At 57.8% G+C, this 15,017-nt stretch carries 14 protein-coding genes; 6 read left to right on the top strand and 8 right to left on the bottom strand.

The genetic code is table 11. The features are described from left to right. The first annotated feature begins 385 nt into the window (after nucleotides 1–385). Together D8V06_RS24110 and D8V06_RS24115 are read left to right on the top strand one after the other, a co-directional pair. Entirely contained in the window at nucleotides 386–763 is a 378-nt protein-coding gene (locus D8V06_RS24110) for a DUF6124 family protein (protein WP_130931948.1), read from the top strand. Between the two features lie 40 nt (nucleotides 764–803). Continuing rightward, the gene (locus D8V06_RS24115; protein ID WP_130931949.1) at nucleotides 804–1,058 is read left to right on the top strand and encodes a hypothetical protein; all 255 of its coding nucleotides are present in this window, start codon (nucleotides 804–806) and stop codon (nucleotides 1,056–1,058) included. A gap of 641 nt (nucleotides 1,059–1,699) precedes the next feature. On the opposite strand, the gene D8V06_RS24120 is transcribed toward D8V06_RS24115, so the two are convergent. Continuing rightward, nucleotides 1,700–2,140, bottom strand: coding sequence for a carboxymuconolactone decarboxylase family protein (locus D8V06_RS24120; RefSeq protein ID WP_056854860.1), 441 nt, complete (start codon nucleotides 2,138–2,140; stop codon nucleotides 1,700–1,702). A 212-nt stretch (nucleotides 2,141–2,352) separates the two neighbouring features. Between D8V06_RS24120 and D8V06_RS24125 the strand changes: the two genes are divergently transcribed. Next, nucleotides 2,353–2,859, top strand: a complete 507-nt coding sequence (locus tag D8V06_RS24125) for a sigma-70 family RNA polymerase sigma factor (protein WP_056854861.1) — start codon at nucleotides 2,353–2,355, stop codon at nucleotides 2,857–2,859. Continuing rightward, entirely contained in the window at nucleotides 2,859–3,818 is a 960-nt protein-coding gene (locus D8V06_RS24130) for a FecR domain-containing protein (protein WP_130931950.1), read from the top strand. The genes D8V06_RS24125 and D8V06_RS24130 overlap by 1 nt, the downstream gene beginning before the upstream one ends. 21 nt (nucleotides 3,819–3,839) lie before the next feature. Here D8V06_RS24130 and D8V06_RS24135 read toward each other — a convergent pair whose 3' ends face one another. Continuing rightward, entirely contained in the window at nucleotides 3,840–5,282 is a 1,443-nt protein-coding gene (locus D8V06_RS24135; protein ID WP_056854863.1) for a mechanosensitive ion channel family protein, read from the bottom strand. Nucleotides 5,283–5,429: 147 nt separating this feature from the next. Beyond that, complete coding sequence (locus D8V06_RS24140; protein ID WP_130931951.1) at nucleotides 5,430–6,296, bottom strand: pirin family protein; 867 nt, start codon at nucleotides 6,294–6,296, stop codon at nucleotides 5,430–5,432. Between the two features lie 235 nt (nucleotides 6,297–6,531). Between D8V06_RS24140 and D8V06_RS24145 the strand changes: the two genes are divergently transcribed. Both D8V06_RS24145 and dkgB read left to right on the top strand, forming a co-directional pair. Beyond that, the gene (locus D8V06_RS24145; protein ID WP_130931952.1) at nucleotides 6,532–7,071 is read left to right on the top strand and encodes a PaaI family thioesterase; all 540 of its coding nucleotides are present in this window, start codon (nucleotides 6,532–6,534) and stop codon (nucleotides 7,069–7,071) included. Between the two features lie 264 nt (nucleotides 7,072–7,335). Beyond that, nucleotides 7,336–8,139, top strand: a complete 804-nt coding sequence (gene dkgB / locus D8V06_RS24150; protein ID WP_056854866.1) for a 2,5-didehydrogluconate reductase DkgB — start codon at nucleotides 7,336–7,338, stop codon at nucleotides 8,137–8,139. Here the strand turns inward: dkgB and D8V06_RS24155 are convergent. The 5 genes from D8V06_RS24155 to D8V06_RS24175 form a co-directional block, all read right to left on the bottom strand. Further along, complete coding sequence (locus D8V06_RS24155) at nucleotides 8,136–11,342, bottom strand: transporter substrate-binding domain-containing protein (RefSeq protein ID WP_130931953.1); 3,207 nt, start codon at nucleotides 11,340–11,342, stop codon at nucleotides 8,136–8,138. The genes dkgB and D8V06_RS24155 overlap by 4 nt on opposite strands. Nucleotides 11,343–11,381: 39 nt before the next feature. Beyond that, nucleotides 11,382–12,008, bottom strand: coding sequence for a response regulator transcription factor (locus D8V06_RS24160; RefSeq protein ID WP_130904185.1), 627 nt, complete (start codon nucleotides 12,006–12,008; stop codon nucleotides 11,382–11,384). Between the two features lie 109 nt (nucleotides 12,009–12,117). Then, the gene (locus D8V06_RS24165) at nucleotides 12,118–12,531 is read right to left on the bottom strand and encodes a response regulator (protein ID WP_130904184.1); all 414 of its coding nucleotides are present in this window, start codon (nucleotides 12,529–12,531) and stop codon (nucleotides 12,118–12,120) included. Between the two features lie 222 nt (nucleotides 12,532–12,753). After that, a complete protein-coding gene (locus D8V06_RS24170) occupies nucleotides 12,754–14,091 on the bottom strand; it encodes a SidA/IucD/PvdA family monooxygenase (RefSeq protein WP_130931954.1) in 1,338 nt (445 codons plus the stop codon). 149 nt (nucleotides 14,092–14,240) lie between these two features. Beyond that, nucleotides 14,241–14,753, bottom strand: a complete 513-nt coding sequence (locus D8V06_RS24175) for a sigma-70 family RNA polymerase sigma factor (protein WP_082557599.1) — start codon at nucleotides 14,751–14,753, stop codon at nucleotides 14,241–14,243. Nucleotides 14,754–15,017 lie beyond the last annotated feature (264 nt).

Here is a 15,017-nt window from a genome sequence, read left to right on the forward strand (position 1 = left end):
GACAGAAATTCAACACCGTTATTTTTTATTAAAAAACAATACCAACCTTATCTCTATACAAAAATAATATTGCAACCACACCCGATAACCGTCAATTAATGTTTCACACGAGCATTCTCAACGTCAAGTCTGACAGACCCGCCAGACTTAACTTAAAGATATTTCCTACGGAAATTTTAAAGCTACCTGACGAATCAACCTACAGAACTATCGAAGCAACCGAAGATGAATCATTTAATTACATAGATGTTCAATTTTATGATTAATTAAATAGAATTTTCTGGTAATAAATCCAGCAGTCCATCAACTCATGTACTGCCTTCAACCACTTTTGATCGGCGGCGCAGGACTTACATATTCCTCAACCCTTGCTCGGAGCACCAACGTGAAAAAAGCCGCCCCCAACTCTTCTCAACCCTCTGACCAATCAGCCTTCGAGGCTATCGATCTCTCCAAACTCTCGGACATCACCGAGCCGCTCGTCAGTGCACGCCTGCGCAATCCAAAGCGCCCTGACCCCGTCAGCGATGTCTTTACTATCGTCCCGAATGTCGACACCGAATCATTGCTTTGTCACGCCTGTGAAACCCTTGCCTCGCTCAATGTCATGAGCACCGATCTCGCCTGCGAACTGGAGGGTTCGCGCCGCAATGTAGCGTTGGCCATCCAGCAACTGGCCGCGCTGGGAGGGTTGTTGGTCAATCGAGCGCTGGACAACATCGACCCACCCGGCGGTTCAACCGAAACTCCGTCAAATCGGTAAAGGTTGTGGTCGCGTTCTTTTCCCAAGGAGGATTTTTGTCATGGATCGATACATGCCTGTCACCGGCATCGACTGCACCATCCCATCATTGCTGATCGACACCGAAGCACCGCTCGACGTATTGCACGAAACCGCGGCCTACCGCATCCGCACTGCGACTCAATTGCTGGAAAGTTTTGCCTTCAATGAAGGGGTTCACAGTGAACTGGCGCGGGTGTTGGTGACGTCTCTGCGCGAGGGTTGCGATTTGATGGATGTCGTAGGACGGCGTTTGCAGGCACAGCTTTCGGCTTGAAGCCCCGCTGAACAACGGGCGCCGTCGGGCGCCCATTCAAGCCTGCACAAATGGCATTGTCACAAGGCCGCTTACCAAACAAGATTCATCAGCCCCCGTCGGTAAATCAAAACAAAGATCATCCAGGACCGCTGACGTTGCGGCCCTGTCAAATGTGGAGCCGTCATGTACCCAAGTGCTAGTTGAACGGTCTTTCACCTGAAAAAGGTTCCCGTTTTCGTCGCAGGCGGGTAATGAGGAAATGGGTCGCTGTAGCGGCATAAGCGAGCTTCTTTGCACATTTTGGTTACGAGGTTTTGTAGCCGTGATCAGCTGCCCCTCAAGCTAGCATAGGGTCCGGAAGCTCGCGCTCGACTGCTTCTTTCATAATGTTTCTTGTGTTTCGATGCCGTAACCAAACCACAATCGCCTCCTTGCATTACCCTCGCTTTTCCTGGCTCTGCCCGACCACTGGCAGAGGAACCAGATACCTGATCGCAAGCTGCTCTGCGGCGCAGCCTGAAACATCCAGAGCATGATTGCTTTCCGCGCGCTGCAAGGACTTCTCGGTGGTTCGATGATCCCGATGGTGTTCACCAAGGAGCAACCACCGCCCACGCCGAGTGCCGATGCCCATTGAGCCTCGGCACTGTTCCTGAAAATCAGGCCTGAGGGGTTTTGCGGAAGCCGACGGCCAGGCGGTTCCAGCTGTTGATGGTGTTGATGGCGACTGTCAGGTCGACCAGTTCCTTGGGGCTGAACTGGGCCGCGACCACCTCGTAATCTTCATCCGGGGCGTGGGTCAGGCTGAGCTGGGTCAGGGATTCGGTCCACAGCAAAGCGGCGCGTTCACGTTCGGTGAAGAATGGCGCTTCACGCCAGGCAGTCACGGCAAAAAGACGGCGTGGGGTTTCGCCGCCTTTGATCGCGTCAGCGGTGTGCATGTCGATGCAGAAGGCACAACCGTTGATTTGCGAGGCGCGCAACTTGACCAGTTCGATCAGGTTCTTTTCCAGCGGCAGCTTGGATACAGCGGTCTCCAGCGCGATCATGGCTTTGAGGGCATCAGGGCTGGCGGTGTAGAAATCGATACGCGGTTGCATGGTGAGCTCCAGGACAAATGGGGGTGGAGCTACGTTAGTCCCCCGAGCGTTAAGGACAAATAGCCAATATTCGAGAACTCGAGGAGGCCACTGGCACAGGTTCCGAAAGAAACTGCGAAATGTGAATTGCCATCACTCGGCCCGCCCCACTAGAATGCGATCAATTCTTAATTGCACTCACGCAGGATGCCCGAGTCGAGTACTTGCCCGCCATGCCGTCCGCCGATCAATCCCTGAACCAGCAAGTTCATCATCTCTACAGCGAACATCACGGTTGGCTGCAGAGTTGGCTGCATCGCAAACTGGGCAACCGTTGTGATGCGGCCGACCTGGCCCACGACACCTTCCTGCGCTTGTTGACACGTCAGGTGGTGAAACCGCTGGGCAGCGAGCCGCGGGCATTGCTGACGCACATTGCCAAAGGCCTGGTGATTGACCGCTGGCGGCGGCAGGACATCGAGCGCGCGTACCTGGAAACCATCGCGCATTTGCCGGCGGCCGAAGTGCCGTCGCCGGAAACCCGTCTGCTGATCCTTGAAACCCTGTGGCGCATCGAAGCGCTGCTACGGGAACTGCCCGCCGTCACCCGCGAAACGTTCTTGCTGTCGCAGATCGAGGGCCTTACGTACGCGCAGATCGCCACCCGTTTGAATGTCTCGTTGATCACCGTCAAACGCCACATGCGCACGGCGTTCATTGCCTGCCTGAGTGTCGCCTGATGAATTCGTCACTGATCAACCCGCAGATTCTTGGCGAAGCGGCCGACTGGCTGGTGCAACTGCATTCCGGCACGGCAACGGCCGCCGATCACCAGGCCATCGCCCAATGGCGCAGCCGCAGTGCCGAGCATGCCCAGGCCTGGCAGCGGGTCGAAGTACTGCTCGGGGATTTTCGTGGTGTGCCGGCCAACCTCGCCATGCAGACTTTGCAACGGGCTTCGCGCAAAGAGGGCTTGAGTCGCCGACAGACCCTCACCCGGCTGGGCTTGTTGTTTATTGCCGGGCCCTTGGGTATGGCATCGCAACACCTGCCTTGGGAGCAATGGACCGCCGATCAGCGCACCGCCGTGGGTGAACAGAAAAACCTTCAACTGCCCGATGGCAGCCAGTTGCTGCTCAACACCGACAGCGCGGTGAACATCGCTTTCAATCCGCAAGAGCGACGCGTCCTGTTGCTCAATGGCGAAATGTTGATCAGCAGCGCCAAAGACCCCGGCGCGCGCCCCTTTATCGTCGAAACTCCGCAAGGCACGGCTCATGCGCAGGGCACCCGGTTTTGCGTGCGCACAGAAAACGCCACAAGTCGGGTGTCCGTTCTCGAAGGGCAAGTGGTGGTCACCCCGCAATTACTGCGCGAAAGCACGACCCTCAGTGCTGGCGAGCGTCAGCGCTTCAGGCTCGACAGGGCCGAGGCTGCGCAGCGTTTTGACCTCGACACCGTCGCTTGGGACAAGGGCATGCTGCTGGCCAACAACATGCGACTGGATGAACTGTTGAGCGAACTTGGCCGCTACCGCCCGGGGGTATTGCGCTGCCACCCGGACGTCGCCGGGCTGCGTGTGTCGGGCGCATTTTCCCTGCGCGACACCGACGCCAGCCTGCGCCTGCTCAGCGATACCTTGCCGCTGAATATCAGCCGCATGACCCAATACTGGTTGACGGTCGAGCCGCGGGTCTGACGCCGACGACCTTTACCGCCGTCAGGCGCGCTTGAGCAACCACTGCAAAAACCCTTTCTTGCGCACCACAACCGGTTCTTCCTGAATCAGCGACTGCACCTTGTGCAAGCGGAAATCCAGCAAGGTTTTCATCGCATCGTTGATGTCGTGGCGAGCATCCAGGCACGGTTTCAGGTAGTCCTTTTCAATACGGTAAAGCGTGCAAAAAGTCTTCGCGGCAAACTCGGCAGCCGACGATGTGTCGGTGAGGATGCCAGCCTCGCCGATCACTTCCCCTGGCCCCATGCGCCCGGTTTCGATGAGCGCGCCGTGGACGTTCAACGTCACCGACACCACGCCGGACTCGATGATGAACAAGTGATGACTGACCTCCCCCGCCGCCAGGATCGTCTCGCCGGCACGGAAAGTCTGCAGGGCCATGTTCTGGCTGAAGGTTTCTTTCTCTTCCTGGCGCAAGGTCGAGAAAATCGGCGAACTGTCGAGCAACGCCCGTGGCCGTGAAGAATCGCTCTCGGGATTGGGCTCGACGCTCGAGAGCAAATTGATCCCGGACGCCCGCAAGTGCCGGAATGCCAGGTCGAACAGCTGATTGCGCACCGTGCGCTTTTCGCTCATCGAGGCAACGAACCCGCTGATTTCATAATCCGCGCCAGCAGCGCTGGAGCTTTTGAGCGCCACCTTCGGCCCCGGCGCACTCAGCAGAATGCGGCAGCCTTGCATGGCCCGCTCGAGAGCATCGATCACGGTTTGCGGACGGACATGGGGGCTGACCTGCAAACTGATGGAAACGCCGAACATGTCACTGGGCCGGCTGAAGTTGGTGATCTTGGCCTTGGCCGCGAGCGAGTTGGGGATCACGATCATGCTGCCCTGGGATGTCTGCAACCGCGTGGCCCGCCAGTCGATGTCGATAACCCGACCTTCGGTGCCGTCGATGGCAATCCAGTCATCCAGTTGGTAGGGCTTGGTGGTATTGAGGACGATCCCGGAGAACACATCGCTGAGTGTGCTCTGCAACGCCAGGCCGACGATGATCGCCAGCGCGCCGGAAGTCGCCAGCACGCCTTTGACCGGCAAATCGAGCACATAGGCCAGCGCGGCAATCACCGCGATCAGGAAAATCAGCGCACCGAGCAGGTCCTGGAGCAATCGCCCGGTATGCCCGACCCTTTGCATCATCGCCGCGCCAATCAGCACCGTCAGGGTGCGCGCGGCGAATAACCACCAGGCGATCTGCAAACCGGTGGCCGCCAGGTGCAACGGCACGTTGTCCGCCCACGGCGCCGGCACCATCGGGTTCATGCCTTCGTTGAACAGCAAAACGCTGTACAGCGAAAAAATCACTACCCGCAGGAACAGTTTCCAGCTGTGGTGGTTGGCGTCGATCAAGCGCCACATGACCATATCGATCAGGATCAGGACCAAGGCGCAGATCAACGGGTGTTCGGCGATCAACGACAGCATCAAGCAACTCCGGCACAGGACAATGAACGCAAATATCGCACACATTGTAGCTGCCGCAGGCTGCGATCTTTTGATCCTGATTTTTATCGCTCCGAGAACGTCCGAAGATCAAGATCAAAAGGCCGCAACCTGCGGTAGCTCCTGCAGTCAACCGTGCATCTGGCCGAAGCGGCCGGACTGGAAGTCGGCGAACGCCTGGTGGATTTCTTGCTCGCTGTTCATCACGAACGGGCCGTGACCAACGATAGGTTCATCAATCGGTTCGCCGCTGAGCAACAGCACCACTGCGTCGCTATTGGCTTCAAGGCTCAACTGATCGCCCTTGCGCTCGAACAGCGCCAGCTGCCCTTCTCGCACCAGTTCCAGACCATTGACCTGAACCGTGCCGCGCAGCACCACCACTGCTGTGTTGCGACCTTCGTGCAAGTCCAGTGTCAGCAACTTGCCACCATTGAGGCGCAGGTCCCAGACATCGATGGGCGTGAAGGTGTGCGAAGGGCCGGCATGGCCGTCGAATTCGCCGGCAATCAATCGCAGGCGGCCGGCGTTGTCCTTCAAGGCGATGCTCGGGATATCGCCATCGAGGATTGTCTGGTAACCGGGCTCGGCCATTTTGTCCTTGGCCGGCAAGTTGACCCACAGTTGCACCATCTCCAGCGTGCCGCCGATTTTGGCGAAGTCGCTGGAGTGGAACTCTTCATGCAGGATCCCGGAAGCGGCAGTCATCCATTGCACATCGCCGGGGCCGATCTTGCCGCCGCTGCCGGTGGAATCGCGGTGTTCCACTTCACCTTTGTAAACGATCGTCACGGTTTCAAAGCCGCGATGGGGATGCTGCCCCACACCACGTCGCTCGGTGGTCGGAGTGAATTCGGCGGGGCCGGCGTGATCGAGCAGCAGAAACGGACTGATGTGTTTGCCCAGGTTGTCGTAGGAAAACAGCGTGCGCACCGGAAAACCGTCGCCGACCCAATGGGTCCGTGGACTGGTGTAGATACCAATGATGTTTTTCATGGTGTCTCCTGATGAAGTGAGTAAGGCCATGGACAAAGCTTAAAACCATGACCTTTGCTGCACTAGACTGCAAAAATCAGTCTCTGTGTTCTATCGGGAGAACGATGGTGCAAGGCATCAACACCCTCTGATAGTGAGAAGCTCAGGATTTATGGGACTGGCGGACTTTTTATTCCGGACATAATATTACCGAGAATTACAACCATAATATCCGCTCCTGCCCGAGGTCTTGAATATGCAAAGCCCCAACCGCGAAGCCACCCTCGCCCAATGGATCGCCCAGGAACAGGCCATACGCGCTCGTCTGCAAGGACCTGGCAGTTTGTCCATGGCCGAGGTCAGCGCCCTGTCGCCTGCCGAGTTTTTCGAAGGCATCGGCAACGGTGACCTGCCTTCGCCGCCCATTGGCGTGCTGATGGATTTCATCCCTATCGAATGGTCCGCCGGGCTGTTCGTTTTTCAGGGCACGCCCGATTCAAGGCACTACAACCCGCTGGGCACCGTGCACGGTGGCTATGCCGCAACGTTGCTGGACTCCTGCATGGGTTGTGCGATCCATACGCAATTGAAAAAAGGCCAGGGCTACACCACGCTGGACCTGCGCATCAGCTACGTCCGCGCCTTGAACAACGCCAGCGGCCCGGTGCGCGCCGAGGGCAAAATCGTCCATCTGGGGCGCTCGACAGCACTGGCCGAAGGGCGGATTTATGATGTGGATGGGCGCTTGTATGCGACAGGGACGACCACTTGCATGATTCTTGAGGCTCGAGGGTAAGGCTCCAGAACCGCGGTGCTGCCTTCGCAAGCGAGCCCACTCAGACATTTAATCTATATGGGACACAAAAAAGCCCGTGCTCACTGAAGATTAAATGTGGGAGCGGGGTCGCTCGCGAAGAGGACATTTCAAACGTCGATAACCTCACCGGAATACAGCGTTTCTTGACTTACGGTAAACATTGCTTTGCCCACCCAGCGGTTTTTCCCGCGAATGCAGGCGCGGATACTCAATGCATTCCCACTGCAACCTCTGGAGTCATTCATGTCTGTTCCCGCATTCGGTCTTGGTACTTTTCGCTTGCAAGGCCAGGTGGTCATTGATTCGGTCAGCACCGCTCTGGAACTTGGCTACCGGGCCATCGACACCGCGCAAATCTACGAAAACGAAGCTGAAGTCGGTGAAGCCATTGCCGCCAGCGGCATCCCCCGGCAAGAGCTGTTCATCACCAGCAAGATCTGGGTGGCCAATTTCGCCAAGGATCGTCTGCTTGAAAGCCTCAAGGAAAGCCTGCAAAAACTGCAGACCGACTACCTGGACCTGACACTGATCCACTGGCCCTCGCCCGAAGACCAGGTATCGGTCGAAGAATTCATGGGCGCCCTGCTCGAAGCCAAGCGCCTGGGCCTGACTCGGCAGATCGGCGTGTCGAACTTCACCATCGACCTGATGCAACGGGCGATCGCCGCCGTCGGTGCCGAAAACATCGCCACCCACCAGATCGAACTGCACCCGTACTTGCAAAACCGCAAGGTGGTCGAGTTCGCGCAAAGCCAGGGTATCCAGATCACGTCGTACATGACCCTGGCCTATGGCGAAGTACTCAAGGACCCGGTCATTGCACACATCGCCGAGCGCCTTCAGGCGACACCGGCACAGGTCACCCTGGCTTGGGCCATGCAGTTGGGGTACGCGGTGATTCCTTCGTCGACCAAACGCATCAACCTCGCCAGCAACCTCAAGGCCTGTGGCATGCAGTTGAGTGACGCCGACATGGCGCTGATCTGCAGCCTGGATCGCGGCCAACGCCTGACCAGCCCCAAAGGCATCGCACCGAACTGGGATTAATCGCGCCTGACCTCAAGACTACGGTCCAGGCGCGTCATCGCCTGTTGCAGCTGATCGACGGCGGCGTCGATCAGCGAAGCGCGGCCCTCGCCGCAGGCACGCTCCAGTTGTTCGCAACACGTCACCAATGACTGCGCACGAACCATCTGCGCGCCGCCCTTGATACGGTGCGCCAGCTCTTGCAGGAGAGGATAATTGTGGGTGACATGTGCCTGCAGCAGACGCGCGCGATCATCGCGATTAGTCGCCATTACGTCGCGCAGCAATTCGGCGATCAGTTCATCGTCCGCACCGACATACTTCGCCAAACCGCTCAAGTCGATCTCGGCGTTTGGCCGTTGTTCGTTCGCGCCCGTCGGGAGGTGGCCGAACCTTTCGGCCAGCCATTTGCTCAAGTCGCCCAATCGAATCGGTTTGAACAGACAATCGTCCATACCCGCCTCGATACAGCGGATTTTTTCCTCCGGCTGTGCATTGGCGGTAAACCCCAGAATCAATGTCGGTGATCCGCCCTCGAACCGTTCTTCATCGCGGATCGCACCCGCCAGTTCATAACCACTGGCAACCGGCATGTTGCAATCGGTGATGACCAGGTCCACTTCGTGCCCGCGCCACTGCTCGAAACCCTGCTGGCCATCTTCCGCCAACAGCACGTGATGCCCCAGGTAGCTCAACTGCCGCGAAAGCAACAAACGATTCGCCGGATAATCGTCAACCACCAGAATCAACAGCGCTCGAGTGGGTGGCAGGTCGTCATGCTTGTGTACTTCAATGGCCGGCAACGGTTGCAGCGCGATCAGCTCAAGGTTGATGTCCACTTGCGTACCGCTTCCGAGCACACTGTGGAGATGTAATCGGCCGCCCATCATTTCGCATATCGTGCGGCTGATCACCAGTCCAAGACCGGAACCCTGGCGGCCAGATTGCCGGCTATTGCCGGCCTGCACGAAGGGGCTGAACAATCGCTGCTGGTCCGCGGTGCTGATGCCGATGCCGCTGTCTTCTACACGCAGGCTGACCGCCAATCGATCGGATGACGTCGACACCGTGCGCAGAGTCAGGCTGACCTCACCTTCTTGGGTGAATTTGATCGCGTTGCTCAACAGGTTGGACAACACCTGCTTGAAGCGCGTGGGATCGACCAGCACATCGCGGTCGCTGTGTTCCTCAAGTTCGACCCGCCAGCGCAGGTTCTTTTGCTGCGCCAGGCCTTCAAACACCCGACCCACCGAGAGCACCAGGTCCTGCAGATTGGCCCGCTCCGGGGTCAGCGACAGATGACCGGACTCAATGCGCGCAATGTCCAGAATGTCGCCAATCAACCCCAGTAACTGTTGCCCGGCATTGGACGCCACCTCGATGGCCGCACGGTCGGTCACGCCCTCGTCCGCCCTTTTCAGCGCCAGTTCCAGCATGCCGATCAAGGCATTCATGGGCGTACGAATTTCATGGCTCATGGTTGCCAGAAACGTGGTCTTCGCCCGGTTTGCCTCATCGGCCGCCTCCTTGGCGTCTTGCAATTGGGCAAGCAATTGCTGGCGCTGACGGATCTGCCGACGCTGCCAGGCAATCCAGGCCAAAGCGAGCAACAACAAACTGCCGGCGACCGCAAAGGCCTGAAGAATTTGCTGGCGATGGCGCAACCAGTAACTCTGTTCGAGCATCAGGTCATTGCGCCAATACTGAGTCATCTCGTCGATTTCTTCGGGGGCAATGCTCAGCAACGCCTTGTCCAGTATCGAATGCAACTCTGTCGCGTTTCGACTGGTCGCCAGCGTGCCGCGAGCAGGTTCGACGCCGACGGTGCTGGTCACTTGCAATCGCCCACGATACAGCCGCGAAATCATGTAGCGGGCGCCGATCAACGAATTGATACCGCCATCGGCCCTGCCCTGCGCGACCTTCTCCATCGCATCCGCCGTCAACGATGCGTTGACCAGCCGGATCTGCGGAAAATTCTGACGGATGAATTCGCCAGCACTGTTGCCTTGGGTAACGGCAAGGGTTTTGCCGGCCATGTCATCGAGGGTCGCGGGGCTGCCCGGTTCCACGCGGGTGACCAGCACATTCGGACTGGTGAGGAACGGACGGGTGAATAGCAATTGGGCTTCGCGTTCAATACTGGGGCTGATCCCCGCGACAAGGTCCACCTGACCGGTCCTGATCCACTCAAGCATTTCAGCGACGGATTGGGTCGGTCGCATATCGAACTTCAAACCGGTGCGCAGGCTGACTTTTTCCAAAACGTCGGCAGCAATACCGCGAAATCGGCCTTCACTGTCGAAAAATGAAATGGGCATCATGTTTTCATTGATCGCCACCCGCAAACGCGGGTTTTGTTTGAGCCAGCGCTGCTCGACCACGCTTAGCTGCAATGGCTGGGTGCCGGAAACAGTGGCCCCCCCTGCGCCCCAGCGGCGCAAGATGCTGATCTGTTCATTGGCGCTGATCGCCGCCAATGCCTGGTTGACGATGCGCAATAACCGGCGATTGTCACCGGCCAGGGCAAACGCAAACCGGCCCGGTTCAATGGAGGAAAATTTCGCCAATCGAACGTTGTTCAGGTAGTTCTTGCTGATCAGGTAATGGGCACTGATGGCATCACCCAGGTAGATATCCGCTTGCCCGAACGCCACGGCCCCCACCGCGCCCAGCGTCGAAGGAAACAACTCTACCCGAGCCCCGGGATAGAACTGCCGCACGTACTCTTCCGGCAAGTAGTGATACAACATCGCCAGACGTTTGCCGGCCAGCGCCCGGTCCAGCGTTTGCGGTGAGTCGGTACGGGTGACCAACACCGGTTGATCGACGGCATAGGTACTGGACATCTGTAACTGCGGGTCTTGCGCCTCATAACTGTTGGCCGTTCCCAGCAGGTCGGCCGCTCCTTGCTTGAGGGCCTGCACCGCCTCGGCGCGTGTGGCGTAGCGGTGAACTTCAATCTCTGTCTGCAACAACTGTTTGAGCAGGTCGGCATAGTCTGCCGTCAGCCCCTCCAGGGCATGTCCCGTGGTGGTGATGTCGAAAGGTGGATAGTCGGGTGCTGACACCGCCAGCACCAATCGACGTTTTTGCTGCAGCCAGCGTGCATCGGCTTCCGACAGTTGGACGCTACCTCCTTCCACGCTGGAGCGCCCGAGCAGCGTCAGTGTTTGCGGTTGCGCACAGACACTCGATGCCCACAAACAAAGCACCAGCAACAAACGTTTTCTAAAGCTGCGCGAAAGTTCGATGGCGTTCTCTCAGATCAGATGATTACGCCGGGCAAGATCCCGCAGATGCACCGACGAATCCACATTGAGTTTTTCAATCAAACGGGTTTTGTAGGTGCTGACGGTCTTGTGGCTCAAATGCATGATGTCGGCGATGGTCTTGTTGCTCATTCCGCGGGCCAGATGCTGAAAAATCGTCAACTCCCGGTCTGACAGATTGTCGATCATCTGTTTTTCACTGCGCTGCAACGTGCTCATCGAGACTGAACTTGTGGGCAGCCGCGAGAAGTAGGTATATCCGCCCATCACCGCGTGCACCGCCTTGTGCAGGTGCTCAAGGTCGTTGGTCTTGGCGACATAGGCAGCGGCTCCGGCGCGCATGCAGCGGTCCTGATAAAACGACGGCTCCTGAGAGGTAAAGACCACCACGCGACAATTCACCTCGCCCGCCTTGATGCGAGCCAACACATCAAGCCCATCGAGAAACGGCAGGTTCAGGTCCAGTATCACCAGTTCCGGTTGGTGTTCACGGATCATCGGCAGGACTTCATTACCGGTGGAGGCTTCGTGGATGCGTTTGTACCCTTCCAGCTTGAGGACGATTTTTACTGCGCCGCGAATCACCGGATGATCGTCCACAATCAGCACTGACTTCATGGCAACTCCTGGGCAATTACACGATAAACGGGCGCTGACAGTCTTCGAGCAAGGCTCGAATCAGACGCAGCGGCTGCGCCTGGACTGTTGCATGGAAAGCGAGGCGAAACTACCTGACAGAAATGACAGTGCCGACAGACGGTCGCCGTGAATCCGCGAGGGCCATCAGCCGCTGGATCGAAGCGAGATCCGGCAACAAGGCATGGCTAACACTGACTTTGCGCTGCGCGCAGAGCGCGATTGCAGGCAGTTGCGCGCGCTGGCCGTCGTAGATCATCACGCGATCGAGCTGGTGGTTATCCAGGCAGAAATCCAGCAGGTCGAGTTTTCCGTGTCCCATTGCGGCGTTGATGATCAACAGATCGAAAGGCTCGCTGGCGTACTCCACCAGAACCAGCAGCTCTGCCATGTCTTGCACCGGGGCCACCCGGTAATAACCGAGCTGGTTGAACCAGCGCTCGATTCTCAGCCGGTTAAAGTGTTGTTCATCCGCGATCAGGATGCGTATGGACTTTTTGAACAACGTGGCCTCCCCGGTCAGATTATTGAGGTGGCAAGACTACGGAAGACCCGAAGGCCTTTCTGTAGGACTTTTCCCAAATACCAATGCACCGGTTCGGTTTATCAGAGCGCAATCGCAGGCAAGCCCGCTCACGCAGGGATCTTCAGTGGACACAAAGATGTGTGATGAAAGATCGAACTGTGGGAACGGGCCCGCGATAACGCTTGTGCAGCCGGCAAATCTTTAGCTGGCAGTCGCCAATAACAGATCCTCCACCGAACTGGCATGCCCGCGATGCTTACCATGGTCATACAGTGAGCCAGCGATTTCATCGGCGCGGATCGGCAGGATCGACAGCAACGTGTCGCTCAAGCCATGGCTGGCCTGGCAGAAGCCCTGCATATAAATGCCCGCCTTGCAGCGTTCGTCGGTGATCAGCTTGTAATTGCGGTCCACCTCGAAATCACCCAGATACGCTTGCAGCGGTGCCAGCAGTTTTCGGTGCATCTGCCGCTCGTATCCGGTGGCCAGCACTACCGCATCGTAATGGCGAGCCGTGACTTCGCCGGTGGCATTGTTGCGCACAGCCAGTTCGATACCGCGCTCAGTGGCGGTGGCTGTCTCGATGGTGGTCAGGGTGCGGAACGCGTGACGGGCAATGCCCGAGACTTTCTGGCGATAGAAAATGCCGTAGATGCGTTCGATCAGGTCGATGTCCACGACCGAGTAGTTGGTGTTGTGGTACTCGTTGACCAGACGCTCACGCTCGCTGCTCTGCTGGTGGAATACCAGGTCGGTGAACTCCGGCGAGAAGACTTCGTTGACGAATGGGCTGTCGTCGGCTGGCTTGAGCGCCGAGCCGCGCAGAATCATGTCGACCTGCACCGAAGGAAAGCTGTCGTTGAGATCGATGAACGCTTCCGCCGCACTCTGCCCACCACCGATGATCGCGATGCTCATCGGCTGGTTGTTCACGCACGGCTGCCTGGCCATTTGCGCCAGATACTGCGAATGATGGAACACCCGGCCATCCTCTTTCAGTGCCTTGAACGCTTCGGGAATACGCGGCGTGCCACCGGCGCTGACCACCACGGCACGCGCGGTGCGCACATGTTGATGGCCCGTCGAATCACGGGAAATCACGCGTAGCGCTTCAACCTGCTGGTTGTGCAGCACCGGCTCGATGGTCAGCACTTCTTCGCCGTAGCGGCTCTGACGCTCGAATTGCGCGGCAACCCAGCGAAGGTAGTCGTTGTACTCCATGCGGCATGGATAAAAGGTGCCCAGGTTGATGAAGTCGACCAGGCGCCCGTGGGCCTTGAGGTAATTGACGAACGAATAAGGGCTGGTCGGGTTGCGCAAGGTCACCAGGTCCTTGAGGAAGGAAATCTGCAACTCGCTCTGGGTCGACAGCGTGTTGCCGTGCCAGCTGTAGTTCGCCTGTTTGTCGAGAAACAGCACATCCAGTTCGCCCTGGATCGGACCGCGCTCTTGCAGAGCGATGGCCAGCGCCAGGTTCGAAGGGCCGAAGCCGACGCCGATCAGGTCGTGAACGATGGGCGATGCAATTGCCTGTGTCATTTCCAGTGTCCTCTGGATGAACCCCGGGGCGACGGGGCAAGGAGAGCCTAAGTGACCTGACCGGCCTGGAGCAGGACAGTAGGTCGTCTGTTGAGTAGGAACGAGGACAGTGAAATAAAATTTAACCGCAAGGCATCAAAGGACGCCGATCAGTGCGCATCCCATTGCTGCATGCGCACCCGGCAATGTTTCATCGCATTGACGATGTGCTTTTCGACCATGGCCCTGGAAATACCCAACTGCTCGGCGATTTGCGGATGTGACAGGCCTTCGATCTTGCGCAGCAGAAAACTCTCGCGACACAACCGAGGCAATTCCGCCAACGCGCGCTGGAGCATGTCCAGGCGCTGGCCGTGATCGAGGCTGTTGAGGGGTGACGGGGAGAAGTAACGCTCCTCGTTGTCCAGCACATCCAGCGGCTCGACCTGACGCAGTGCATTGCGCCGATGATCGTCGATCACCAGGTTCAGCGCCGTACGATAAAGAAACGCCCGCGGCTGCTCGATCGGCGCGTCGCTGGAGCGCTCCAGGACTCGCAGATAAGCGTCATGCACCACATCTTCGGCAACCTGGCGATTGCCGAGCTTGGCGTTCAGGAAACACACCAGCTCGCGATAGTAGTTTTCCAACATGACTCCGGCACGGGGACGGTCTTGAGCCACTTCATCGACCAGAAAACAGGCAATGGCACGATAGTGGCAATTGAGCTGCGTAATTTATAGTAATTCTCATATAGATTTAAAGTATTGCTTTGTCTTGGCTGACAAATAGTTGCCGGGCCGTGGAAACCTCCGAATTACACAATACCTGTGGGAGCTGGCTTGCCAGCTCCCACAGGATGGTTGTATCAACCAGGCACGCGGCAGCTGTCACGCCATATGTCCCAGGCTAAATTCCCCAATGGCTTCTTCGTTTACAGGACAGCT

The organism is Pseudomonas sp. Sample_24, assembly GCF_004307605.1.
Taxonomy (GTDB): domain Bacteria; phylum Pseudomonadota; class Gammaproteobacteria; order Pseudomonadales; family Pseudomonadaceae; genus Aquipseudomonas.

Excerpts from the sequence above, each read along its gene's own strand:
- dkgB (WP_056854866.1), top strand. The coding sequence starts at position 7,336 with ATGTCTGTTCCCGCATTCGGTCTTGGTACTTTTCGCTTGCAAGGCCAG.
- D8V06_RS24140 (WP_130931951.1), bottom strand. The coding sequence starts at position 6,296 with ATGAAAAACATCATTGGTATCTACACCAGTCCACGGACCCATTGGGTC.
- D8V06_RS24135 (WP_056854863.1), bottom strand. The coding sequence starts at position 5,282 with ATGCTGTCGTTGATCGCCGAACACCCGTTGATCTGCGCCTTGGTCCTG.
- D8V06_RS24130 (WP_130931950.1), top strand. The coding sequence starts at position 2,859 with ATGAATTCGTCACTGATCAACCCGCAGATTCTTGGCGAAGCGGCCGAC.
- D8V06_RS24120 (WP_056854860.1), bottom strand. The coding sequence starts at position 2,140 with ATGCAACCGCGTATCGATTTCTACACCGCCAGCCCTGATGCCCTCAAA.
- D8V06_RS24115 (WP_130931949.1), top strand. The coding sequence starts at position 804 with ATGGATCGATACATGCCTGTCACCGGCATCGACTGCACCATCCCATCA.
- D8V06_RS24170 (WP_130931954.1), bottom strand. The coding sequence starts at position 14,091 with ATGACACAGGCAATTGCATCGCCCATCGTTCACGACCTGATCGGCGTC.
- D8V06_RS24160 (WP_130904185.1), bottom strand. The coding sequence starts at position 12,008 with ATGAAGTCAGTGCTGATTGTGGACGATCATCCGGTGATTCGCGGCGCA.
- D8V06_RS24145 (WP_130931952.1), top strand. The coding sequence starts at position 6,532 with ATGCAAAGCCCCAACCGCGAAGCCACCCTCGCCCAATGGATCGCCCAG.
- D8V06_RS24125 (WP_056854861.1), top strand. The coding sequence starts at position 2,353 with ATGCCGTCCGCCGATCAATCCCTGAACCAGCAAGTTCATCATCTCTAC.